Origin of the sequence: Xanthomonas sp. 4461 (assembly GCF_024806475.1) — a bacterium.
Taxonomy (GTDB): domain Bacteria; phylum Pseudomonadota; class Gammaproteobacteria; order Xanthomonadales; family Xanthomonadaceae; genus Xanthomonas; species Xanthomonas arboricola_F.
On sequence record NZ_JANTYV010000003.1, the window covers coordinates 233,133 to 257,216 of the forward strand.

Sequence of the window (24,084 nt, forward strand, 5' to 3'; positions counted from 1 at the left end):
GAAGCTGCCCCAGGGCAGACGAGCATCCTCGATACAAATCGGCAGCATGGTGGGACGAATTTGCAGCGCTTCGGGCAAGTGCGGGCGGATGCGTGCCCGTCGCTGCCGCATGCGGCGAGCAACGTCCACAGGTTGCGGTACCGCCCTCAGCATTCGCCGAGCGCGCAGCGTCACATAGCGTTGGCGGCCATCCTGCTGGCCATCAAGATGCCGGCGGATCTGCATCCTCCACATAGCCCTTACGCAGCTTTTCAGCCGTCAGTTTGTCCATCTCGCGGGTCGCGCGTTCGACGGTATCGAAGGCTTTGAGTGTCGTCTGGCCGGTGGTGCCGATCCGGCCGAAGGACACGCTCAGCTCCGTACCGTTACGCGCCACGCGCCAGAACTTGCGGGAGCTGCCTTGCTCGAAACGCAGGCTGCGCAGCGCATCGGCCATCGGGGGCTGCGATGGCGCCGACGTCGCCGGTTGCGTCGGCGTCGGCAGGGGCGCCGGGCTGTCGGTCGGGGCGATCGGCAGCGATGCCTGCAGCATGTCATCCAGGGCCAGATCCAGCTCGGCGTCTTCCTCGATGTTCTCGCCAGCCAGCGCCGTTTCGATCCGTAGCAGCACGCCATCGGGCGCGCGCAACCAATCACGTCCCGGTACATCGATGACGTTCCAGCCAAAGCGCCGCAGCACGCCGGGGCGAAACACGTAACGCTCGCGCGTGTCGGCGACGGCCTGGTCGGGTGCATCGAGCAGGATCGCCAGCCGGTAGTCGCCGGTGCTGCGGTCGACGATGGCCAGGTCGCAGCGGAACTGGGAGCGCCCGACGCACTCGTGCACCAGGTGGCCACGCTCGCGCAATGCACGGGCGAGCGCGCTGCGTACCGCATCGGCGCTGGCCGGCCGCACGAAGGCCTCGCGCGCACCGGCATTGAGTGTGCCCAGGACGTGCTGGGCGCGGCCATGGTCGCCGATGGCGCTGGCCTGGGCAAAGCGCAAGAACGCCTGCAGCGCGGCGGCGCCGTCGTTGTGCACGTTGGTGATCGCTTCGGCCTGGATGCTGGACACCACTGCCATGCGATGACGTGCGCGGCTGAAGATCACGTTCAACCGCTTCTCGCCGCCGCGCTGGTTGATCGGGCCGAAGTTCATCAGCATGCGGCCGTCCGGTCCAGGCGCGTAGCAGATGCTGAGCAGGATCACGTCGCGCTCGTCGCCCTGCACGTTCTCCAGGTTCTTGACGAACAGTCCGTTGAACTGATCATCGTCCTCGCGCACGTACTCGCGGTCCAGGCGCAGCGCAAAGTCCGCATCCTCGGCGGCCAGGATCTCCAGTGCGCTTTCGATCTCGCCCTGCTGCGCCTCGGAGAAGGCGACGATACCCATGCTCAGGCCGGTCTCCCGGCGCAGTAGCTCGCGGACCGTCAGGGCGATGTAGCGTGCCTCGGCCGCGTTGCGCCGGCCGATGTACACGCCATCGTCCAGGCGATGGAAGCTCACCGCACGCGCCAGCACCGCATCGGCACCGGCAATGCCGGCATCGGGCCGATCCGAGCGCAGCGTGGCCGGTTGTTCGTCGGCAGGTTCGATCCGTCGGTCCGGAATGGTCACCAGCCGGCCGTCGTAGAACGCCGCGTTGGAAAAACTGATCAACGCCTCGTGGCGACTGCGGTAATGCCACGCCAGCAGGGTAGCCGGCAGATTGCGGGCGGCCTGATTGAGCAGGCTGTCGGCATCGAGATTGATGGCGATGCGCTCGCCGTCGTCTTCGACCACCAATGCGTCGGTGCCATCGCCGGCGCTCGAGAAGAAGCTGGTCGGCGGCAACTGCATCTCGTCGCCGACCACCACGATCTGGCGCGCGCGGCTCAGCGCCGGGACGGCTTCCTCGGTGGGGATCTGGCTGGCCTCGTCGAAAATCACCACGTCGAACAGGTCCGGCGACAGTGGAAGCGTGTCCGAGACCGACAGTGGGCTCATCAGCCAGATCGGCTTGAGGTCGTTGATCACCATGCCGGTCTCGTCATCGGACAGGTCACGGATGGAGCGGTGACGCATGCTCTTGGCAAATTCATGCTCCAGCTCGCGGCGGCCGGTGGCATAGAGCTTCTTGAACGCCTTGCCGTCCTGGTCGAGCTGGCTGGCAGACAGCGACGACTGCCGCACGTGTTCGGCAAAGCGCTGGTGCTGGGTCGCCTGGATCACCTGCGAATTCAGCGCCAGCAGGCGCGCCTGGCCCTGGGCCACCGTGGCCGCCGCGCGGGCCAGCATGGCCCCGTCGAACCCTGCCAGCGCCGGTGTGGCGGCTTCCAGCCGCCGCCAGGCCGCATGCGCGACGATTGCGTCCATGCCTGCAGGCGCTGCAGCGACATTGCGCATCACAAAGGCGCTGCCCGCATCCGCGGCATGCACGCTGCGCAGCAGCGGCAACAGGTCGGCCAGCTCGTCCAGGCATTCGCGCAGGTCGCGCAGATATTCGGAAATACTCTCAAGACTGGCTTCGCGCGGAAGCTCCAGGTGCTCCTCGATGCGGCTGGCCAGCCGCTCCAGCGGGCCGCGCGCGTCGGCGTCGGCACGGGCGAGGGCAAGCGGTGCGATGGCCGCGCGCAGATGCGCCACCAGCGTGCGGGTCGCGGCTGAGGCGCCCAGACGTTCACATAACTGGGCCACTGCATCGATCAGGTCCTGCAGCCGCGCCACACCGTAGCGGGCCTGCCCGGCGGCCTGCTCGGTCTGGACCGCGGCAGCCGCGGTCTGCTCGGCCACCAGCGCGCGCAGCACCGCCGTGTAACCAGGGTGCACGGCATGGCGGCCGAAATCGTAGCGACGAACGAGCTCGCCACGCAGCCGCCACCATGCCGGCTTCACCCAACGCAGCACGGAGCCTTCCAGTTGCTCCAGCAGCGCCAGCGCCGCCCGGGCATCGGCCGGGTCGAGCCGGTCCCGCCAGTGTGCGGTGGCCTGCTGCGCGGTGTTCAGCACGGCGGTCTTCTGGTCGAGCGCCGCACGCAGGGTCCGCAAGTCGCTCGCAGCCGGCGAGTCGTCGTCGAGCAGGTCCAGATGTGCGGCCAGGCCCTGGGTGACCAGCCACTGCGCCTGATCGGCGAACGCGCGTGCCTGGGCCAGCGACATGTCCGCGTCGAGCAGGCTGGAGCCACTTTCCAGCAGCGGGTCCAGCTGCGCCAGCAGTGCCTCGCTGTCGTCCAGCAGCTGGGTTATCCGTGCATGCGCACGCGGATCGGCCAGCACGTCGGCGTGCAGTCGACCCAAGGGATGCTCGGCCAGGCCCTGCACGCCAAAGCGTGTTTGCATCTGCGCATGGATGCGTGCGGCCAACGCGCGATGACGCTCCCACACGGCCAGATCCGGTAGCCGTTCCCAGGCCTGGCCATCCAGCGCGGGCGCGGCCGGTAGCTCAATCAGCTGCCGCACCAGCTGACGTGCGGTGGTGCCGATCGCCTCCGGTATCCGGCTCATGGCCTGCTCGAAGACATCGATGCGTTGCTGGCTGCCATCGATCAGCGCCACCAGCCGGTCGCGTTGGGCCATCAGCGCCTCGCGGCCATGCGCCTGGGCGATCCAGCGCGCGTAGCCTTCGCCCAGCTCGGCGATGAAAGCCTTCTTGTCGGTCTGGGAATCGTGGATCAGGCAGCACAGCGGATCCAGTCCGCTCTGCTTGAGGCGATGGAACACCACATCCAGCGCCGCACGCTTCTCGCAGACGAACAGCACGCGCTTGCCCTCGCCGGCGTAGTCGGCGATCAGGTTGGTGATGGTCTGCGATTTACCGGTGCCCGGCGGGCCCTGGATGATGAAGCTGTGCCGGGTACGCGCCAGCGCGACGGCAGCGTTCTGGGTCGCATCGGCATCCACCACGTTCCATTGCGCGCGCGTCGGCAGCGGCGCGGCGGCTGCGGGGTCGGCAGCGCGTGGCTCGATCGAGAACACCCGGTCGAAGGCCGGATTGGCGTCGGGGGCGTCGATCAACTGCGCGTAGTCGCGCACCAGCGACATCTTCTTGTAGTTGAAGTTCGCCAGGCTGACCTGGGTCAGATCCAGGTCCCAGGCGTAGCGATGGCCTTCGGACTCGCCCAGTGCGTAGCCCACGCGGTCGGCGACCTCCTCGACCGGGGCGGCCATGCGTGCGTGACGCGGCCCTGCCACCGGCGCGGCACCGGCCTCGAACCGCTGTGGCAGCGGGCTGGGCACCACCCGCTGTTCGTACAGCGCGCGGCCCAACGGGCGGTAGTTGTCGGGCGCGTAGCTGTAGTCGGGCAGCCCGCCCGTCGTGGCGGCCGTGCGCGCCAGCGAACGCCGGCGCTGAAACTGCTGCAGGCGCTGCAGCGCCTTCTGCCGCACCAGACGGATCTGCGGCTTGTCGACCAGGCGCAGTTCCACCGACGGTTCGCTGCGACGGATCTGCGCCAGCAGGTCGGCGTGGATCTCGGCCAACGAGGTCTTCTGCAGATCCACCTTTTCCGGCAAGCGGATGTCGTAGAGCTGGCGCAACTGGTGGCGCAGGACCGGATTGAACTCGGCCTCGTCGTCTTCGGCCTGCAGCACATAGCGGTCGCGCACGCCCTTGCGCCTGGTCAGCTCCACCGGCAGCCAGAGCAGGGGCGTCACGATCCGTTCCTCAGGGTCTTCCTTGAGGTTATGCCAACGCAGGAAGGCCGCCACCAGCCGCAGCGTGCCGAAACCGTACTCGGCGCGGTCGCGGCGCGTGTCCTGGATCAGCTTGTCCAAGGCCACCGGCAGATAGGGCTGGTCGTCGAACCGTAGCCAGCGTTGCAGATCGACCGCGCGCCCGCTGACCAGATCGTTGGCGAACGGCCCGCTCCAGGTGCAGATGTGGTCGGGCTGGATACTCTCCACCTGCAGCATCAACGGCACGCTCGACACGGTCAGGTTGACGCTGCTGGCGGTTGGCTTGAAGTAGAGCAGCCGATTGCGGCGCGACAGGTCGAACAAGCGATCGCGTAGATGCGACAGCACCGCCGTACGTCGCGGCACTGCGCCGCTGGCACCGGCCAGCGCACGCTGCACATCCAGTACCTCGGGCTGGTCGCGCCAGGTGCGCAGACGCGTGGCCAGGCTGGCCACGTCGGTGGCGCGCTCATGCCGGTTGAGCGCGGTCATCTCCACGATCACCGCAGCCACCACCGGGTGCAGCCGCTCGGCGATCACGAAGAGATTGCGCCGATGTGCGGCGAAGCTGCGCACGTCATCCACGTCGCCCAGATCCAGCCCGCAGGCCAACGCCGCAAGCACCAGGCCCAGCCGGAACACGTCGGTGATTTCGTCGTGATGCCCCAGCTGCAACTCCCAGCTGGCAAACGCCGGCAGGTACACCGGGCGCTCGATCGGGGCGGCAAGGTCGTCCTGCACCTCCATCAACGCGAGGTCTTCCATGCCGTTCGCGTCGTGCGAGCGCCGCAGCTCGCCGACGATGTTCAGGGCCGAGGCCGGATGCGGCTGCACCCGGTGGATGGCGCCGATGTCCATCACCGGCGCCTGGCCCTGTGGTTGCGCCAGCTGCAGCCCACCTTCCTGACCCAGCAAGATGCTGCGTGTGTCCAGTGCGGCGACCTTGCCGTGCGCATGCAGGTCGGCCACCTGCTGGAACAGGGGCAGCACCATCAACACCACATCGTCGGTGGAAAACGCGGCACCAGCCTGCGCCTGGATCACCGTTGCGAAGCTGCCGCCCGGCACCGCCGGCGTGTCCGATGCGCTCATGCCTGCACTTCCCAGACCTGCTTGCGCAGCCTGTCGATCTCGCGCTTGCCCATCCCGGCGTCGCGTTTGAGCTGCGCCAGCAGTTGCGCTTCGCTGTCCAGCACCCGCGCCACCACCATGGCGCGTTGCAGGGCCAACTCGCGCAGCTCGGAATCGACCAGTGCCAGGTCCAGCATCAGCGCGTTGAAATACCCACGCACGTCGTCGGCGGCCTGCAGGCTTTCGAACTGGTCGGGCGGCGCGACCGGCTCGTCGGCCACCCAGTCGGCAAACAGCATGCGCACCTGGGTGGCCACCGCGTCGCTGCGCAGCTGCGCACTCTCCAGGAACCAGTTGACGAACGCGCGCGTCATCGTCTGCAGCTGGACCTGTCGTGGCAGATCCAGCGTGGCCAGACGCAGGACGCCGCGCAGCTTGCTATCGGTCCACGCGTCCAGCATCGCATCGTCCTGCCACCACAACTCCAGCGCCCGTGCACGGACGAAGGTCTCTGGATGGGTGGTGCCGGCGCTGATGTCCTCCAGCGCACCCTCCAGCTCGGTGGCCTGGCGCAGGTACGCCGCCGGGTCCGGATTGCCGATGCCGGTCTGCACCTTGACCAGCGTGCTGATCGCAGGTGCCAACGCATCGGCTGCGAGCGCCGCACCGCGATCGGCGAACAGTTCGGTATGCAGGCCATAACTCCGTGCGGTTTGCCGGTGGCTATCGCTGGCCCCATGGGCGCCGAGCGCATCTTGCAGGATGCGCTCGGCGCACAGGAACGCCCCGCCCTCCAGCGACCACAGCAGGTAATGGGCCAGTTCATGACCGAACAGCGCCAGTTGCTCGTGCGCAGACAGGCGTTCAAGCACCGGACCTTCGAGCACGATATGCACTTCGCCTGGCACATAGACCAGCGCCGCGTTCATCGCCTGACCGCCGGACTGATACAGCGTGGCGGCTGCACTGATCCCCAGCCGCTGCATGGCCAGCGTCAGCGCCGCATGCACCTCCGGATGCGCTTCGGGTTCGAGCCGATACGTGTCGCGCAGCAGATGGGTGCGGACCTGTGCCAGATGCGCATCGCGGACCTGTTGCGACCCGGCCCACGCCCAGACCTCAGGCTCGTGCTGCTTCAGGTAGTCGACCACGTCACGCTGATACGGCAAGGGCATCAATGCTCTGCTCGTCGTCTCAAGGTCCATCCGCCACAGCTCCGTTGGTCATACCTCAAATGTTACGGAATCTACCGCAGTGGGGGAGGCTGGGTTGCAACCTCCTCCCAACCATCGTCGATGCAAGCGTGAGCAAACCGCCGCAGCGCCCACGCCAACACCGCTGCAGACGCCAGACATCCAGGGGCGCGTGTGGTTGGCCGAGCCGCCGGTGGCCATGGCGCGAACACGGCATCGACGATGGCGCGCTCATTCGATGCAGTGGCCCTTTGCCCCCGACGCCGGCCCTCTGCATCGTCTCCCTCTTCAAACGCGCTCGGCACCGCGCGTGCCCGGAGCGAGCGGCGCGCACGGCATTGCGAAGCGGAACCGGCAGGCTCGTCGACCTGGCCGACCGAGCGTGCCTGTACAGCGACACGCGGCCCCATGCCGGACATCCGACCCCCTGCCATCCGACCTATTGACGACAGCTGTAGTCAGGCCTACGGTAGCGACATCTGTAGTCATGGGGCACCACATGAGCGCGAAGACCATCGGGGACCAGGAGCTGGCCCTGCTGCAATACATCGAAGAACAGCGCCACGCCAGCGTGGGCGAAGTGGCGGCCGCGTTCGGTGAGCCGCGCGGGCTGGCCCGCTCGACGGTGCTGACCATGATGGAGCGGCTGCGCGCCAAGGGCTTCCTGCGGCGCAAGCAGGTCGATGGCATGTACCGCTACAGCGCCACCGCCGGGCAGGACGACGTGGTGCGCGGTGCAGTGGGGCAATTCGTGGAAAAGACGCTGCAGGGCTCGGTATCGCCGTTCGTGGCGTGGATGTCGCAGCGCGCCGACGAGGTCAGCGATACCGAACTGGCCGAACTCGAAGCATTGGTCGCCAAGCTGCAATCGCAGCGCAAGGAGAGCTGAGTCATGCAGAGCCTGTTCGAAGTGGTGGTGCAGCGGCTGGCGATGACCAGCCTGCAATCGGCGGTGCTGGTGGCAGTGGTGTGGCTGCTGTGCAAGGCCATGCCGCGCCTGCCGGCGTCCACGCAATGCTGGCTGTGGTGGATGGTAGGGCTGCAGGCGGTACTGGGCCTGTTCGTGGCGCCGGTCGAGCTGGCGGTATTGCCGGCTGCCGCGCCGGTGGCGCAGGCGGTTGGGGCGACGGTGACGGCCCTGCCGAGTGCCTCGCCATCGCTGTGGGTCCGCTGGGTGGTGGCGGCCTGGTTGGCCGGTGTGGTGGTGATGCTGGCGCGTAGCGCCGTGGCGTGGCGCATCAGCCGCCGCCAGGTGCAGGCCACCGAGCCGTGCACCGACCAGGCGCTGCTGGCGGCCCTGCAACTGGCCGCCGATGCGCACGGCCTGCGCCATGCGCCGCCGTTGCGCCTGAGCGCACAGATCGATTCGCCGCAACTCATCGGCCTGTGGCGGCCGGTGCTGCTGCTGCCGTCCCGCCGCCTGGCCAGCATCAGCGACGATGAGCTGGACATGGCGCTGACCCACGAGCTGGTGCATCTGCGTCGGCAGGATCTGCTGTGGGGACTGTTGCCGGCACTGGCGCAGCACCTGTTCTTCTTCCATCCGCTGCTGCATCTGGCTGCGCGCGAATACGCCATCGCCCGCGAAGCGGCCTGCGATGCGGCGGTGGTCGCCGGCCACGTGCGTTGCCGTCACGACTATGGCCGCCTGCTGGTCAGCCTTGGGGTGTCCGCAGCGCCGGTGGCCGGGGTGTCCAGCGCATCGCCAAGTTTTCTGAGCCTCAAGCGCCGCCTGATCATGTTGCAGAACACCAACGCCACGCCGGGGTGGCGCGCGCGCGCGCTGGTCGCCGTGGCGGTCCTGGGGGTGGCACCGCTGCGCCTGGTCGCCATGCCCGCGCCGCTGCCGTCGCCCGCGCTGCAGCCGATCGTGGTCACGGCCAGCGCAGCGCCGGCAATGTCGCACGGCATGCGTCGTGCCGATGGCGCCGAGCAACTGCACGTGCAGGCAGCGCCCGCCGCACCGGCCATGCCGGCCGCCCCTGCGGCACCGGCAAACGGCGTGCTGGCGGGTGTGCTGGATGCGCCGGACGCGCAAGACAGCTGGCAAATGGATGCCACCGGCTGGGACGCCGACGCACAGCAACGCGTACGCGACGCCATCGACGAGGCCACCCGCAGCGCGAAGGCTGCCGAGGTGGAAGCGCGCGCCGCCGCACAGCAGGCCATCGACGCGAGCGACCTGCATGCACAGATGCGGCAGGACGAGCTGCAGGCGGCGCAGGACGCATTGGCGCAGGCACGCGAGCAACTGGACTCGCTGGGACCAGAGTTGGAGCAGGCCAAGCAGGACGCCCAGCAGCAGGTGCGCGAAGCGGCGCAGCAGATCCGTGAGGTGGCGCTGCAACAACGCAACGCGCAGTACGCCTATGTCGCCGCCGCGCGTCAGGCCGCCGAGTTGAGCCGCCATCAGGCCGAAATGGACAAGGAAGCTGCACGCCAGGACCGCCTCAACGCCGCGCGTGCCCAACCTTCGGCTGCGGGCACGGACGAAGACAACTAGAGACCTGCATCACCACGGCGCGCATTGCCCTGGCAGTGCGCGCCAGATGGATCAACGCGTCGAGCACCACCCAAGCGTGAGGCAAGGCCTGCAGTCGTCAGGTGGGCGGCGCCGTGGCTGGCAGGCATGGCGCTGGTGATCGCCGATCGCCGATTGTCCTGCGCCTGCGGCGACCGGCGTGTCAGCACCGCAGCCTGTCGCCGGGCCTGACAGCGCCGGCAGCCGCTGGATCGTCCACTGACAGTGCAGGCGTTGCGTCACCGCTCCACCCGATCGACCGTTCCATCTATCGCGACCACTGCAGTGATCGCGCACACCACCTGGCGCCGTACCCACTCGGGCGGGTCAGGCCACGCGCCCGCTCATCGACTCAGCACGTGTCGACGCAACCAGCGTCGGCAACGCCGTGGCCGTGTGTTCGCTGTTCCCCATCCGCCTGGCCGCGACCGGCCGGCGGCACCCAAGTCCCCAAGGAGATCGCACATGCATCAGATCACGTTCCCACCACGGCGCCTGCGCAGTGCCTTGCTGCTTGCCCTCGGCGCGCTCGCTGCGCCCATGCTGATGGCAGCACCAACAGCACCAACAGCACCAACAGCACCAACAGCACCAACAGCGCCAACAGCAACAACAGCAACAACAGCAACAACAGCAACAACAGCAACAACAGCAACAACAGCAACAACAGCAACAACAGCAACAACAGCAACAACAGGACCATCCAGAACAACATTACCGGCACTGGAAGCCAACGCAGCCGCGATGCCGCTACTGCCCGCGCCGCCCGCGCCGCCCGCGCCGGCGCATCCCGCTGCGCCACCTGCGCCACGTGCAGCTCCGGCATTTGCGCCCGGTGCTGCGCTGGTCGCTCCTTCGCCGCCATCGGCCTCTGCCACTTCCGTCGCAGCACCGGTACCGTCCGCGCCTGCACAGCCCGCGCATCCACCTGCCCGTCCCGCTCCGCCCGCTGCGCCGATCTTTCCAGTAATGCCCGCAGCTAGGTCTGCGCTGTCGACGCCACGCCGAAGGCACCCCGCATCCGGCGCCATATCGACCAAAGCCGCTTGTCACAGCACCGCGCAGGACGCCCAGGACGATGGCGATGCCTATGTGCTGGTGCAGGGCGAGCGCCATCTGATGCACGGCACCACCGACGATCTGCAGACCGCGCGTCGCTACACCAACGCCAATGGCTGGGTGCTGTGGTTCCGGGCCAACGGCGTGCAATACGTCGTGCGCGATCCGGGCCTGCTGCATCGGCTGCGCACCGGCTATGCACGCAGCCTGCAACTGCGCGCGGCCCAGGACAGGTTGCAAGCGCGCCAGCAGGCGCTTGCCGCGCAGCTGGCCGCATCCGCAGTCGGTCTGCCCGCGGCGTCCAAGGCGACAGCGGCGCAACCGGCACAGGGCGCTGCCAGCGACACCCAGGCCCTGGTAGAGCAGCAGCGCCTGTTGACGCAAAGGCAGGCCGTGCTGGCCAGCAAGCAGGCCGGCGCCACGCGGCTGGCCACTCGCCAGGCGCTGAGCATCCTGCGCGAGGCACTTGCCAGCGGCCGGGCGACGCGGGTGACGGGTTGAGCGCTGCAGGAGCAAACAGGCATGGACGCAGCTTGCGGCTACCGCTGCGTTCTTCGGCGGCGCGCACGTACTGCTGCGGGCAGTGCGCCACGCCTGCAACGCCACGCATGTTTCCAGACAGCACCGGCACAAGGAACGGCAAGCAACGCTTGTTGGGCACCACGAAACCGCATGCGCGAGAACCCTGCAGTTGCCCCTGCTGCGCAGCATTGCAATCGGTAGCGCCGCACGACGACGCAGTGCGTAGCACCTGCGCCTCACACGACAGATTTGCCCACCTTATCCACACAAGGACATTCCCATGCTGCACATTCCCCCTGCATCGACGCGCGCTGGCGTGGCGGCCATCCTGGCGATCGCGCTCACCAGCGTGCTGACGCCATGCCTGGCCGCACGATCAGCCGGTCAACCCGCGCCTGCACCGGTGCCCGGTACGCAGACACCGGGCATCGCATCTGCCGCAGTCGCTGCAGTTGCCGCGACCGCGATGCCCGTCGCGCCGCACGCGCCGGCAGCGCCAGCGACACCCACGCGCACGCCGTCCAGCGACGTGACCACTTACGGCCATCTCACGCTGTCCGATCATCCCGACCAGGACGCGTACGTGCTGATGGAAGGCGGCCAGGCCCTGATGCACGGCTCCGCCGAAGACCTGGCCCACGCACGTCGCCTGGCCGGCAGCACCGGCGCATTGCTGTGGTTTCGTAGCGGCGGCAAGAGCTACGTGGTGCGCGATCCGGCCACCCTGCAGCGCATCCGTGTGCTGTACGCACCGGTCAGCCAGCTGGGTCAGGCCCAAGGCGCGCTGGGCGAGCGGCAGGGCCGGCTCGGCGAGCAGCAAGCGGTGCTGGGGACGCAGATGGCCGCCGTGGCCGCACGCGATGCGGCCGCTGCCGCTGCGCAGGCGCGCGCGTCGCTGGCACGCGACCATGCGGCGGCGCGCACCACCACGCCCATCGCGCAGCAAGCCAACGCCGCCAGCCAGCGCAGCAGCCGGCAGCAGATCGAGGCATTGGCCACGCAACAGCAAGCGCTCGCCGCGCAGCAGGCCGATCTGGCCACGCAGCAGGCGGCGGCAAGCGCGCGTGCAGATGGCCAGGCGCGGCAGGTCATGCGCGAGGCCATCCGGAACGGCCTGGCAAGCCCTGTGGCGCGTTGATCGCGGCGGCCGCGGTTCGCCGATACTGCAGAGCATTGGCGCAAAAGCGAGCAGGCGATGACGTACCGGGTGGTGGTGTTGGGCGGCTATGGGCACTTCGGTGCGCGCATCGTGCGGGCGCTGGCCGCGTTGCCGCACCTGCATGTCATTGCCGCCGGGCGTCATCCCGGCGCGATCGCGGCAACCTGGCCCGAGGCTGCGCCCGGTCGTATTTCCGCATGCCGGCTGGATAGCACTGCCGACGATTTCGCCACGCGCCTGGCAGCCACCACAGCCGATGTGGTGGTGCATACCGCCGGGCCGTTCCAGGGCCAGGACCACGCGGTGGCGCGGTGCTGCCTGCAGGCAGGCATGCACTACATCGACCTGGCCGACGGCCGCGCGTTCGTGCGCGACTTCCCGGCCGCCTTGCATGCGCTGGCACGGCAGGCCGGCCGCGTGGCGATCAGCGGTGCCAGCACCTTGCCCGCGTTGTCCAGCGCGGTGGTGGATGCGCTGTTGCCGCGCTTCTCGACCCTGCATGCCATCGGCATGGTGATCGCGCCCGCGCAGGGCACGCCGCTGGGGCTGGCCACCGTACGCGCGGTGCTGTCGTACTGCGGCACGCCGTTTACCTGGTGGAGCGAGGGTCGCTGGCAGACCGTGGTGGGGTGGGCGGGGCCGCAGCGCGTGCAGTTCGCACAGCTGGCACCGCGCCTGGCATCGCCCTGCGATGTGCCCGACCACGACCTGCTGCCGCAGCGCTACCCCGGCGTGCGCAGCGTGCAGTTCCGCGCCGCGCTGGAGGTGACGTTCCTGCAGCGCTGCCTGGCCGCGCTGGCCTGGTTACGCCAGCGCGGCGTGCCGTTGCCGATGTCGCGCCTGGCGCAAGCGCTCGCACGTGCGGGGCGCTGGTTCGATCGCTTCGGCACCGACCTGGGCGGCATGCGCGTGGAGCTGGCCGGCGAGTGCGATGGACAGCCGCTCACCGTGCGTTGGGATCTCACCGCGGCGATGTTGCACGGACCGGAGATCCCCTGTTTTGCCGCGATCCTGCTGGTGCGCAAACTTGCGGCAGGGCAGGCGATGCCAAGCGGTGCGTACGCCTGCATGGGCCTGCTGACCTTGGCCGAGTTCGAGCAGGAATTCGACGCATGGCAGATGACCACCGAAGTGACGCAGACGCGGCAGTGACCGCCTGCCGCCAACCGCCAACCGCTCTCGCCACACCACGCGTCACAAGGGCATCGGGAGTGCACAGCGTCGAGTACGTAACGCTGTGCATCCGCTGGTGAGAGGCGACATCGCTTGCGTGCTGGCGGGCTTTGGCCGCACGAGGAGCGGCTTCCAGTGTCGTGCGGCAGGTACGCAACAAGCTGCCGCAGATGGCGTGTTTCAACCTCACACCTCCCGCACCGTCCGAAACGCCTCCATATCCGCAAACGTGCAAAAGTGAAACCGCGGGATGGTGATCGGGCCCGCTGCCGCCAGTCGCTTGAGCCAGTTGCCCACGGCAACGCGGTAGGCGGCCTGCTCTGCGCGATCGAGCGTCTGACACAGGTAGGCCAGCGAGATATGAAACTGGAAATCGACGTAGTCCGGGCGCTGCAGGCGGGTCAGCGTCATCAGCGCCTGGCGCGCCGCTTCCAGGCGTTGCGCGGTCTGCGCATCGGCAGGTCGCAGCGGGATGAGCAGGTTGTCGTTGTTGCCGGTCCTGGCCGCAGCCGGATTCACCACAAAGCTGCACGCACCCAGCGGCGCCGCCGTGCGTTGCCTCAGCCGCGCAAGAAACTCCGCATGGATGTCGCTCAAGGCCACATCGCGCGCCAGGTCGCCTGGCCACGGCCCGCTTGCGCGGTCGATCTCGTTGACCCCGCCCAGCAGGGTTGCGTGATAACTGCTGGGCGGTAGCAGCGCGAACTTGTTCGCGAAGCCGTGCCCGGGTAGCTCGCGGTAGATATCCAGCACCCGGTCGAAACTGTCGTAGCCATCGCCCTGTTGCTGGAGATGGCCCAGAAACGTATTGCCGGCAAATGCCATCGGCCGGCGCGAGCGCAAGAACTTGCGCCCGAGATCCGGCGGCGGTGTGGCGCTTGATGCGGGCAAGGCCGAGCCCAGCAGCGAGGCGCCAGCGGCGGCCGCCACCAGGCGACGTCGGCTGATGCGTGTATCCAACAATGACGGCATGCGGCAATCCTTCAAATTCCAGGTCAAGCCACGACATGCGCGATAATCCCGGCCACGTCGCAGTGCATTGGTGTGTATCGATAGCGGCGCTTGCGGCGAGCTGACGAACCGACAACGGCCGGCAGCGCAGCGCGGCGGCGATGAGACGCGCTGCACACGAGCCAGTGTGCAGGCCTGCAAGATGCCGGCAAACACCGCTGCAAATGGAACAGCCACGGCAAGCCTAGGACTGCCGGTAAAAACGCATATGACAACGCACCGTCTTTCGCCATGAACCCGCTGCCTTCTTCGCGAATGCGGCGACGCCTTCGGGTTGCAGCCTTTGGGGGCCCGGGCGAGCAGGTGGATGCAGGTGTCGTGTGGCCGGTCCATCCGAAGGCCGCCGATGACACGACAACCCGACGCACCGCCGCGGCATTGCGTCTTACACATCCGGCGAACGTTGCGGAGGGACAGAGCGCTGGCCCTCGCACAACGAGCGAGCGCACCTGCGCATGCCGATGCCGATCACCACGTTCGACACAACGCGCAAGCGGCTGCGCTTCCATGAGAGGCGACAGAAGAGGGCGCCCCGGTGCCGGGCAAACATTCACCCACGCACCGCATCGCCTATATCCGGATCCGACCCGATCCGACGCCAATGCGCCCCGCGCTCGCCCAGAGGGCTAGACCGACTCCATCAACGGAATCACTTCCCGGTCCTGCGCCTCCACCTCCACCAGCCGCTGCATCAGCAGCGACAGCGTCACCACGTCCTGGTGGTTGTGGTCGGCCACCCGGCGCAGGTTGCGCGCGCTGCCGCCGCGCAGATAGCTCAGCCATGCCGCCGGCGCTTCGGAGCCGGGCAGGTCGTCCTCGCGCACCACGCGCAGCAGCTGCCGCTCGATGGTGGACAGCTTGCAGTTCTCCCAGGTGCCGCGATACCGGCGGCGGGTGGGGAACAACAGATCCACGTGATCCAACGCGGAAATCGGGTCGCCGCGTCGCGCCAGCCGGTACCGCGTCTTCAACAGCGGCGCGTCATAGCAGCGGCCGTTGTAGCTGGACAACACCGTGCGCGGCGTGAGCCAGGTACGGAACAGATCCAGCATGGCGCTCTCGGCGGCCATCGTGGACATCATCAGCTGGCGCACGCGCAGGCCGCTGCCTTGCACGGCATCGGTGCACCACTGCGCCACCCCGATCATGAAGGCGCGTGTGCCGGTACCGCCGGCAAGGCCGGTGGTTTCGGTATCGAAGAACAGCAGGTCTAGGGGGTCGACCGCGTCCTCGCGCTGGGCAAACGCCAGCGAGAGCGCTTGGCCGGGAATCGGCTGCGGCAGGAAGACTTCGATCAGATGCAGGCCGGGTGCGATTTCGTCGCCCGGCAGCTGCCGATCGGTGGACGCCGCGCGTACTGGCGGATGCGTCGACACCGCACGTTCGCGCAGGCCGATCATCTTGCGCAAGCCGGCAATGTCGGTGCGTTGCTGCAGCGGCGGTGCCGTGGTTGTGTTGCGCGCTGCTGGCGAGCGGCTTGCGACATCTGTCTCCACGGCATCGATTGCCTCGACATCGACATCGACAGCGGATGACAACGCCGGCTTGTGGCGCACATCGTGCTCCACCCACGCAAACACCGATGCCTCGCGCGCAGGCGGTGCAGGGGTGGGCGACAGCAAGGCGCGGCGCGTAAACGTCGGGGCGGCGGTCTGTGCGTGCACATCGTGCGAGCGGCCGGCCATGACACCATCGCGTGCAGGCGCCGTATTGCGAGCAGGCGCGCGTGCAGCAGGTGACGCGGCGCTGGAGACCGCAGCACGCTGCGCACGCGTCGGTATCGCTGCATCGTCCTTGCGCGATGCAGGTGTCAGCCCGCCGACCTGACGGCGCAGCAGGCGCAGACGTTCCGCACTGACGCCCGAGGCGCTGCCAGGTGCAGGCGTTGCCTGGTCCTGCGTTGGCGGCGTCGCAATGTCGGCAGCCACGTGCGCACCGCTTGCATGCGTACCGCCTGAGATAGCGCCAACCGTCGCTGTCTCAACGGCTGCTCGCCTGAGCAATGCCGGCTGCGTCTGTGGCGCAGACGGCTTGGTCGCGCGCTCGCTCGCCCATGCAGGCGCCACAGCGTTCACGTCGCTCTGCGTGATCGTCGGCGTAGCAACGCGCAAGGCTTCAACATGGTGCGCTGCGTCCGCCTGACTTGGCTCATCCGACAACCGCAAGGCCGGCGTATATGCGGGCACATCGGCCGCAGCAGAGGTTGCGGCCGCTGGCACCATCGGCGCAGACGATGTGCACGGCCTGGCTGCATCAACAGCTGTCTGCGGCATCTCACGCACAAGCGCGGCGTCGGCAGCTTTCGCACCCGCCGCTGCTGCAGCTTGCAGTGCATCGCTGTCAGCAACCACCACGGGCGCACGCACATCCGCATGCCCCGCCTGCCGACGCAGCCGCCGCAGCCGCTCTGCACTCACACTCATGCAAGCACATCCAGCGCCAGGTCGTCGTCCACCTGGGTGCCGTGCCGCAATGGCGCGTCCGCATCGAACAACAGCGCCAGCACCGTCAACGCCAACGACTTGGGCGACTCGCCCTTGCCTTCCTCATGCGCGGCCAGCACCGGGCCGACGCAGGCCGGGCAGCCGGCGCTGCAATCGCACCGCCGCACCAGTTCGTCGGCGCGCTGCAGCAGCTCGGCCTGACGCAGCCACAGCGGCTCGCTCAGGCCCACCCCGCCGGGGAAGTTGTCGTACAGATACACCGTGGGCACGAAGGCCTGCTGCAGTTCCACCGCGTCGTGCTCGCCTTCCTCCACGCCGCGCAGTTGTCCACGCCCGGTCTGGTCGGCCACCGCAAACCATGCGCCGTCGCCATTGCCCACTGCCTTTTGCAGGTCGCGCGCGTCGGCCATCACCGCCACCGTGGCCACCACGTGCAGCGCATAGGCCGCACCCAGGAAACCATCCAGCGCATCCTGCTTGGACGCGAACGCCTTGCCCAGGGTGGCCTGCGGCAGCTGCCACCACACCGCAGTGGTGTGCAGTTCCTGGTCGGGCAGATTCACCGGGCCGTAGCCGATGTTTTCATGCGTGTAGTAGCGGATCTTCTTGTAGCCGGACACGCGCCGCACCACATGCACCTCGCCATGGTGCGAATCGCCGCGCCCGGCCACGCCGCCGTCGAAGCGGTCCAGCACCTTGAGCTTGGTGTAGTCGATGCTGTCGGTGTAGTAGTCCACGTGGGTGCGCGTGACATAGGCCTTGCGGCCTTCCCAGTCCAGCCGCTCCACCTGGTACGGCGTGCTCTGCACCATGTGGATGGCGCCTTCGTACAGGGTCAGCGCGGCGGCCGAGTAATCCACCTCGGCAATGATCTGTTGCTTGCCATCGCTCTTGTCCACCACCACGAAGTTGCCGTCGGCCACCGAGCGCAGGCTCACCGCATTGGCCGGGTAGCTGTCGGCGATCCATTCCCAGCGGTCGCCTTCCTGGTGGATCACTTCGCTTTCGGCCAATGCTTCCAGGAACACCAGCGGGTCGATCGGCCCGAACGGTTCGCTGGCAATGAACGGCAGTTCGAACGCTGCGCAGCGGATGTGGTCGAACAGGATCAGCGGCTGGTCCGGCGCAATGCGTGCGTGCTCGGGCGAGGCATCGGCAAAGAAATCCGGGTGCCGCACCACGTACTGGTCCAGCGGTTGCGAGCTGGCCACCAGCACGCCCAGCGCCGGCTGCTGGCGCCGCCCGGCGCGGCCGAAGCGCTGCCAGGTGGCCGCCACACTGCCGGGGTAGCCATTGAGGATCACCACGTCCAGCGCGCCGATATCCACGCCCAGCTCCAGCGCCGAGGTGGAAATGATGCCGTCGATATTGCCCGCGCGCATCGCGCGCTCCACCTCGCGCCGCTCGGTGGGCAGGTAGCCGCCGCGGTAGGCACGGATCCGCGCCGGCTTGCGCGGGTCGTGGTCGAAGATGTCCTTCAGATACTTGGTCAGCACTTCCACCATCAGGCGCGTCTGCGCAAACACCAGCGTCTTCAGGCCGGACTTGATCGCGATGCGCGCAATGCGGTTGCTCTGCGAGCGTGCGGAGGCGCGCAGGCCGAGATCGGCATTGACCACCGGCGGGTTCCACAGCAACACGTGCTTGTCGCCGGTGGGCGCGCCGGACTCGGTGATCGCATGCACCTGTTCTTCGATCAAGGCCTGCGCGTGCGCATGCGGGTTGCCGATGGTGGCCGAGCACAGGATGAACTGCGGGTTGGCACCATAGAACGCGCAGATGCGCTTGAGCCGGCGCAGCACGTTGGTGACGTGGCTGCCGAACACGCCGCGATAAGTGTGGATCTCGTCGATCACCACGTAGCGCAGGTTTTCGAAGAACTGCGCCCACTTGGTGTGATGCGGCAGGATCGCCTGATGCAGCATGTCCGGGTTGCTCACCACGATGTCGCCATGCAGGCGGATCGCCTGGCGCGCATCGCCGGGCGTATCGCCGTCGAAGGTGAAGGCCTTCACCCCCAGTTCGCCGGCGCGGTTCAATTCCAGCAGCTCGGCCACCTGGTCCTGCGCCAGCGCCTTGGTGGGGAACAGGTACAGCGCCTTGGCACCTGCGGTCATCGCCGCGCTCACCACCGGCAGCGTGTAGCACAGCGACTTGCCCGAAGCGGTGGGCGTCACGATCGCCACATGCTCGCCGCGTTGGGTGGCCGCCCAGGCGTCGGCCTGGTGGCTGTAAAGCTGGCTGATGCCGCGCGCGCGCAAGGCATCGGCCAGCGCGGCCGGCACATCGTCCGGAATCGGCGCGTAGCTGCCTTCGCGCCCGGGCAGGGTGAAGCTGCCGGTGATGCGGTCGTGGTAGCGCCGTTCCAGGCGTTCGGTGAGCAATGCGCCATCGCGGCTGGGCCGGCCATCGGTGGTGGCCAGCGCGCGTTCGGCGGTTTCGGTGCGGGGAGCGAGGGCAAACGGAGGCATACGGCATTGGCTCCCAAAGCGGGAGATCAAACATCAGAGAGGTCTCAGGGTATGAGACCAGCGCCCAACCGCCCAGCCTGCCTCACTGAGTGGATTCAGCAAGCCGGGTATTCTGTTGCCCCCGCCGCGTCATCGTTGCCCTGCACGGCGTGGGCTCCCCCACCTTGAAGAACCGCCGTGCCCGTTCCCCCCAGTATCACCGCTCCACACTACAAGACCCCTGCTGCCCGCCGTGCCGACGTGATCGTGCATGCCGCCGGCCTGTTCCTTGCCATCGTCGGCGGCGCCTGGATGGTGTGGCGTGCCCACGCCAACCAGACCATGTTGCTGGCCACCTGCGTGTATGCGCTGGGCCTGTTGACCATGTTCGCCTGCTCGGCGGCCTACAACTTCGCCCCGCCGCTGCGCCAACCGATGCTGCGCAAGTTCGACCACGCCGGCATCTTCGTGATGATCGCCGGCTCGTACACGCCGTTTTTTCTGGTCGCGCTCGATGGCAGCTGGCGCTGGGCCATGATCCTGACCGTCTGGAGCGTGGCGCTGTTCGGCGTGTTCGCCAAACTGTGCCTGCCCGGTATCGCCAAGGGCTTCTGGGTGGCGATCTACCTGCTGCTGGGTTGGGCCGGGATCGTGGTGGTCAACCAGATGATCGCCGGCCTGGACAGCGCGGTGCTCTGGCTCATCGTCGCCGGCGGCGCGTTCTACACGGTGGGCGTGACCTTCTACGTGCGCAAATCCATGGTCTACAACCGCGCCATCTGGCATGCCCACGTGCTGGGCGGCGCGCTGTCGCACTGGTGTGCCATTTGGCTGTGCCTGCGGCCGGTGGTAGTTAACTGACGGCTGGTGTGAACTGCTGCTATTAAGTGCATTTTATAAGCGTATTCTACAAATAAAAATGGCAAAATTTAAAATGCAACCCCGAAACCGGGCCCCTCAAATTTTTGAGGAAAATAAACTGGTTTATACGCAACGGTGAGCAGTGTGATAAATATATCTTGGGTAGTGGAGAAGGGGGTGTATGGTCGAATTTTGGTTGAAGCAAATAAAAATTAAATTTTATTATGCTTGCCGAATGGGCTTCTATTTCTCAGAGCGGGGGGCAATGCAAAAGGTTGCTATGTGACCGGAGTGACCTAAATGGGTGAAAGTAAGGGAATTATCGCCGAAGGGCTAATGGGGAATGTTATGAATAAGCTAGTAAACATATTAGTAGCGTTTGTAATGATTTTTGCGTTAACATATTCGAAAGAAGCTTTCGCCCAACTTCAAATATGCACTAATAGTGCCGTGCCAGAAGGATACGTAAAAACTGCATTGCAGCGCGCTTCGAACTGTGGCTCAGGTCTGGCATGGGCAGTGGAATCACCGAGCGAAGGGAAGTTGATCTGCCGTAGCTCAAAGATACCTGATCCTTATGTAATTACTCCTTATGGAGACAACAATACGACGGTTTGTGGCGAGTCACGAGTACGTATCAATGCCGCCCGTAACAACATCACGATATGCTCTGACTCACCTATAGCTAAGAACTACGTGATAACAAACGTAAGTTCAGTTCCCCAAGGTTGCTTAGCGGGGCAATTTACAATCCAGCAGGCTCGTAATGGCATTCTGGGGTGCGGGAATAGCCCTACACCAGAGGGGTACGTCTTTACCTCAAACAGTGACTCATTGAATTGTGGTTCGCTACTTGGCACTACTCGGCGATATGAGCTGCCGCGAAACCAGATGCTGATTTGCGCTGACTCACCAGTGCCAAACGGGTATGTAATAACTCAGGCTTATAACAATAATGGCCAAACTTGCGATTTAGGGCAATATTTTATCCAGGTGCCCTACACCGGGATTGTGGTTTGCCCTGTATCTCCAATTCCAAGTGGGTGGTACCAATCTGGAACGACTACTACAAATTCATGCACTAGCAACTTTCCGTCCGGACTTGTCCTCGCGAAAAATCCATCTCCTCCAAGCCCGCCCCCTACAACGCCCCCGACTCCTACACCGACTCCTTCGGTATTTGGAGCTCTTATCGGCATTGGCAATAAATGCCTCGATGTTGAAGGTGGGGCTAAGTCAAACGGTGCATCAATTCAGCAATATTCTTGTAATGGTAATGAGCAACAAATTTGGTCACTTGAAGCTGGTTCGGGGTACTTGCGAAGCGTTCCAAGTCAGCGTGTACTTGATGTGGCAGGATACGGCACAGCGAATGGATCCATACTTCAACTATTTGACCAATTGGGCGGGAAGAATCAACAGTGGAATTTCACATTTGCATCAGTTGTTGGCATCAACGGGAAAGTCCTAGATGCCGTTAACGGCTCCAGCGCGAATGGTACTAAGCTGCAGCTATGGGATTGGTTGGGTAACACTCAACAGCGATGGAACTATGATCCAATCAGCGGCGAAATTCGTGGGGTTGGTGGGAAATGCCTAGATGTTGAAAATGGTTCTACGGCTGACGGTGCAAATGTCCAACTATGGGACTGCAATGGCTTTCCACAGCAAAAGTGGAGACTCGGTCGTAATGGCTCAGTGCAGTTTGGTGGTAAATGTTTAGAGGTAGCTAATGGTGAAGCAAATAATGGATCTCTGATTAGAATGTGGAGTTGCAACGCCGGCGCACATCAGCAGTGGCAGCTAATCGGAGAGCTTCGAAGCAATGCTAGCAACAAGTGTCTTGCCGATCCTGGCCGCGGCTCAGTGAATGGATCTAGGACATACATCTGGGAATGCACCGGAGATGCCAATCAAGTCTGGTCATATTCAGGATTTTAATCGGCGCTAGAGTTACTAAAATCTTAGATGGTGTGAGGGATGCCGAGCGCCATCTAAGACTGAAAAACTAGAATTTTCTATTTACTTCAAGTGAAACTTAGTATATTGCCGAGCTAAAAATTTGAATGAGCACTGGCGGTGTTCCACAAGAGAGGGAGTTATCAGTTATTCCACTGGATTATTTTTTACGCACCTAACGCTGGAGTTACTCTTCATTTTCGCTTCGACCACCGCATTCGGCGCGATGCTGCCGGGGAGCACGAATATCCAATGCAGCGTGCCCTTTGCTTGCACGTTGTATTCGAAACCTACTGGCTTGCCGACTATGGCTGAACGCCCTCTATCAAGCTTTACCCACCTAGGCCTGCCTTTATAACTCTTGCGCTCCAGACTAGGCGCTGGCACTGAGGTACCGGGCGCGGTGCGCTGAGGGTTGGCGTGCCCCGCCGTTGTAGGCAAACAGCAGGCTGAGAAGTTCCCATCTTCCGAACGCAGAAGGTGACCTCTGCGCGCAGGGCGCCTCACCGCACCGGCACCCGCATGCCAATGCCCATGCCATACGCAGGCAGTCGCGCTTCCGTCGGTGTGCGCCGTTGCACCCACATATCGCCCATCATCCGGTCCAGCCCACGCTCCAGGCCGGTGACCATGCCCGCGCCCGGGGTAAAGGTCAGTTCGCCGAAGTACACCTTCCCCTGCTGGATGTACCAATCCACCCGCACGTAATCGAAGTCGCTGGCCAGCACCTTGCTCAGCTCCAGCGCCTGTTCCAGCAACGCGGGTGTGCACGGCGGCGAGCGGCCGTCATCGCGGATGCGGTGGAACGGCGTGTGCAGGTTGTCCACAAAGAATGTCATCGACAGCTTCGGCGTATCGAAGCGGCCATAGATCACCTGCAGCACATAGCGAAAACTGCCATCCGGCTGCCGGAACATGTGGAACTTGTAATCCACCGGTACCTGTTGCGCGTCGCCGATGTACTGCTCCACCAGGATGCGCGGCGGGATGTTGTGGTAATGGATCTCGCGCTCCATGTCGGAGAAGTCGGTGCGCAGCCAGTGCTTGCACTGCGCCACGATGCGCTGCCGCTGCGCCGCATCCGGCTCATCGCGCACCACCTCCACCATGCTCGCGCCGTGATTGGCCTTGATCACCGTCTGCGCCCAGCGCGGCAGGCCCAGCAGATCGTCGGGATTGGCGGTGTCCAGCAGCAGCGGGATCAGATGCGCCGTGCCGATCCGCGCCGCCACATACGGCCGCACCGTCACCTTGTCCGCCAGGCGCTGATACAGCGGGTAATCGCCGTGCACGCATTTGCGGTACAGCACTTTTTCGTTGAAGCAGGTGGGGTGGTACAGATTGGGCAGCCGCCCGAAGGTGTTCAGGAAATACAGCCGGTCCTGATGCCGCCAGGGCAGCGTGCGCACCAGGCAACGCGCACCCTTGCGCAACACGCGTTTGAGGGTAGGCCGGATTGGTCTGGGCGCGGGCGCCTGCGGCAGGCGCAGCGGGCGGATGTCGCCACACGGTGCCGCCAGACCGGGGAAAAACGCGGCCCACCCCCGGCCCACCCCTGTACCCCGTGCTCCGATCAGTTGCGCCTGCAACCCCATCCCTTGATCGATCATGACAGTTCTCCCTCCGGCAATAAATGTGAATTGCGTCACATAAATATGTGACTCGATGCACGGTATACCTAAGAAGTGAGACGAGGATGGCAAAACGTCTCAATCGGCCTGATTGCGCAAAGGGATTGGCGGTTTACGCCTAAAGACACGCCGTCAACCGGGTAACCGGCCGCGACCGTTGTGCATTGCAAAAGCGATTCGGGCGGGCGGCGCGGTGCCCGGTGTTGGAGGTATTGGATGGCGTGGGCGGGGCGGGCAGTGGGCGGGCAGCTGGCGCCACCGCCAAGGTTGAGGTCGCCTACCCGGGCAAGCCCTCCGCGCGCGCGGTGCCCGCGGTGGTCTGTGCACGCGCGCGGGCGGGGTGGCAACCGGCTGGCGCTTCACTCAGGCCACGCCCGCCGCAGCCGTGGACCGTGCG

14 protein-coding genes are annotated in these 24,084 nt (G+C 65.8%); 7 read left to right on the forward strand and 7 right to left on the reverse strand.

Annotated elements, in window-relative coordinates:
• Positions 1 to 202 precede the first annotated feature (202 nt).
• Together FHY19_RS13325 and FHY19_RS13330 are read right to left on the reverse strand one after the other, a co-directional pair.
• Entirely contained in the window at positions 203 to 5,725 is a 5,523-nt protein-coding gene (locus tag FHY19_RS13325) for an AAA domain-containing protein (RefSeq protein ID WP_259166592.1), read from the reverse strand.
• Complete coding sequence (locus tag FHY19_RS13330; RefSeq protein WP_259166593.1) at positions 5,722 to 6,879, reverse strand: hypothetical protein; 1,158 nt, start codon at positions 6,877 to 6,879, stop codon at positions 5,722 to 5,724. The genes FHY19_RS13325 and FHY19_RS13330 overlap by 4 nt, the downstream gene beginning before the upstream one ends.
• Positions 6,880 to 7,396: 517 nt before the next feature.
• On the opposite strand from FHY19_RS13330, the gene FHY19_RS13335 reads away from it, so the two are divergent.
• Both FHY19_RS13335 and FHY19_RS13340 read left to right on the forward strand, forming a co-directional pair.
• Entirely contained in the window at positions 7,397 to 7,786 is a 390-nt protein-coding gene (locus FHY19_RS13335; protein ID WP_064509858.1) for a BlaI/MecI/CopY family transcriptional regulator, read from the forward strand.
• Between the two features lie 3 nt (positions 7,787 to 7,789).
• Positions 7,790 to 9,400, forward strand: coding sequence for a M56 family metallopeptidase (locus tag FHY19_RS13340; protein ID WP_259166594.1), 1,611 nt, complete (start codon positions 7,790 to 7,792; stop codon positions 9,398 to 9,400).
• A 493-nt stretch (positions 9,401 to 9,893) separates the two neighbouring features.
• Here FHY19_RS13340 and FHY19_RS13345 read toward each other — a convergent pair whose 3' ends face one another.
• Positions 9,894 to 10,133 carry a hypothetical protein gene (locus FHY19_RS13345; protein WP_259166595.1) on the reverse strand — a complete coding sequence of 80 codons (240 nt, stop codon included), beginning with the start codon at positions 10,131 to 10,133 and terminating at the stop codon, positions 9,894 to 9,896.
• Between the two features lie 254 nt (positions 10,134 to 10,387).
• On the opposite strand from FHY19_RS13345, the gene FHY19_RS13350 reads away from it, so the two are divergent.
• The 3 genes from FHY19_RS13350 to FHY19_RS13360 all read left to right on the forward strand — a co-directional run bounded on the left by FHY19_RS13350 (position 10,388) and on the right by FHY19_RS13360 (position 13,310).
• Positions 10,388 to 10,978: a hypothetical protein gene (locus FHY19_RS13350; RefSeq protein WP_259166597.1), complete on the forward strand. Its 591-nt coding sequence runs from the start codon at positions 10,388 to 10,390 to the stop codon at positions 10,976 to 10,978.
• 301 nt (positions 10,979 to 11,279) lie between these two features.
• The gene (locus FHY19_RS13355) at positions 11,280 to 12,137 is read left to right on the forward strand and encodes a hypothetical protein (protein ID WP_259166600.1); all 858 of its coding nucleotides are present in this window, start codon (positions 11,280 to 11,282) and stop codon (positions 12,135 to 12,137) included.
• 57 nt (positions 12,138 to 12,194) lie between these two features.
• Positions 12,195 to 13,310: a saccharopine dehydrogenase NADP-binding domain-containing protein gene (locus tag FHY19_RS13360; protein WP_259166601.1), complete on the forward strand. Its 1,116-nt coding sequence runs from the start codon at positions 12,195 to 12,197 to the stop codon at positions 13,308 to 13,310.
• Positions 13,311 to 13,517: 207 nt separating this feature from the next.
• Here the strand turns inward: FHY19_RS13360 and FHY19_RS13365 are convergent, their stop codons facing one another.
• The 3 genes from FHY19_RS13365 to FHY19_RS13375 form a co-directional block, all read right to left on the reverse strand.
• Positions 13,518 to 14,303, reverse strand: a complete 786-nt coding sequence (locus tag FHY19_RS13365) for a DUF1868 domain-containing protein (protein ID WP_259166603.1) — start codon at positions 14,301 to 14,303, stop codon at positions 13,518 to 13,520.
• Between the two features lie 665 nt (positions 14,304 to 14,968).
• Positions 14,969 to 16,765, reverse strand: coding sequence for a ribonuclease H-like domain-containing protein (locus tag FHY19_RS13370; RefSeq protein WP_259166605.1), 1,797 nt, complete (start codon positions 16,763 to 16,765; stop codon positions 14,969 to 14,971).
• Positions 16,762 to 19,257 (reverse strand): DEAD/DEAH box helicase, encoded by a 2,496-nt coding sequence (locus tag FHY19_RS13375; RefSeq protein WP_259166606.1) that lies wholly within the window; start codon positions 19,255 to 19,257, stop codon positions 16,762 to 16,764. The genes FHY19_RS13370 and FHY19_RS13375 overlap by 4 nt, the downstream gene beginning before the upstream one ends.
• 177 nt (positions 19,258 to 19,434) lie before the next feature.
• On the opposite strand from FHY19_RS13375, the gene FHY19_RS13380 reads away from it, so the two are divergent.
• Entirely contained in the window at positions 19,435 to 20,097 is a 663-nt protein-coding gene (locus FHY19_RS13380) for a hemolysin III family protein (protein WP_259166607.1), read from the forward strand.
• 300 nt (positions 20,098 to 20,397) lie between these two features.
• Positions 20,398 to 22,038 (forward strand): ricin-type beta-trefoil lectin domain protein, encoded by a 1,641-nt coding sequence (locus FHY19_RS13385; protein ID WP_259166608.1) that lies wholly within the window; start codon positions 20,398 to 20,400, stop codon positions 22,036 to 22,038.
• A 521-nt stretch (positions 22,039 to 22,559) separates the two neighbouring features.
• On the opposite strand, the gene FHY19_RS13390 is transcribed toward FHY19_RS13385, so the two are convergent.
• On the reverse strand, positions 22,560 to 23,651 hold the full coding sequence (locus FHY19_RS13390; protein WP_259166944.1) for an ATP-grasp fold amidoligase family protein: 1,092 nt from the start codon (positions 23,649 to 23,651) through the stop codon (positions 22,560 to 22,562).
• Positions 23,652 to 24,084 lie beyond the last annotated feature (433 nt).